The sequence below is a fragment of the Parapedobacter lycopersici genome (assembly GCF_024643285.1).
In the GTDB taxonomy this organism is placed as follows: Bacteria; Bacteroidota; Bacteroidia; order Sphingobacteriales; family Sphingobacteriaceae; genus Parapedobacter; species Parapedobacter lycopersici.
Genome location: NZ_JAMSLW010000014.1, coordinates 1 through 301 on the forward strand (window position 1 = coordinate 1; position 301 = coordinate 301).

Below are 301 nucleotides of genomic sequence, written 5' to 3' on the forward strand. Positions count from 1 at the left end.
TCGGCAACGTCAGCAATGGCGGCAGGATCAGGTGCATGCAGGTGTGGCCGATTGAGGGCATCAAGAAGTTCGAGACCCTCTCCTACCTGCCACCGCTCACCGTGGAGGACCTCCTGAAGCAGATCGAGTACCTGCTCCGTTCCAAGTGGGTGCCCTGCCTCGAGTTCAGCAAGGTCGGATTCGTCTACCGTGAGAACCACAGATCCCCCGGATACTACGATGGCAGGTACTGGACCATGTGGAAGCTGCCCATGTTCGGGTGCACTGACGCCACCCAGGTGCTCAAGGAGCTCGAGGAGGC

The 301-nt window shown here is 60.1% G+C and carries 2 protein-coding genes; one reads left to right on the forward strand and one right to left on the reverse strand.

Annotated features, from left to right (window positions below; genetic code table 11):
- Positions 1-200 (reverse strand): hypothetical protein (locus tag NEV57_RS15870; protein ID WP_257659291.1); only part of this gene is annotated, 200 nt, incomplete at its 3' end.
- Here NEV57_RS15870 and NEV57_RS15875 point away from each other — a divergent pair.
- Positions 102-301: RuBisCO small subunit-like domain-containing protein (locus NEV57_RS15875; RefSeq protein WP_504928508.1), on the forward strand; the 200-nt coding region annotated here is incomplete at its 3' end. The two genes, NEV57_RS15870 and NEV57_RS15875, sit on opposite strands and share 99 nt — an antisense overlap.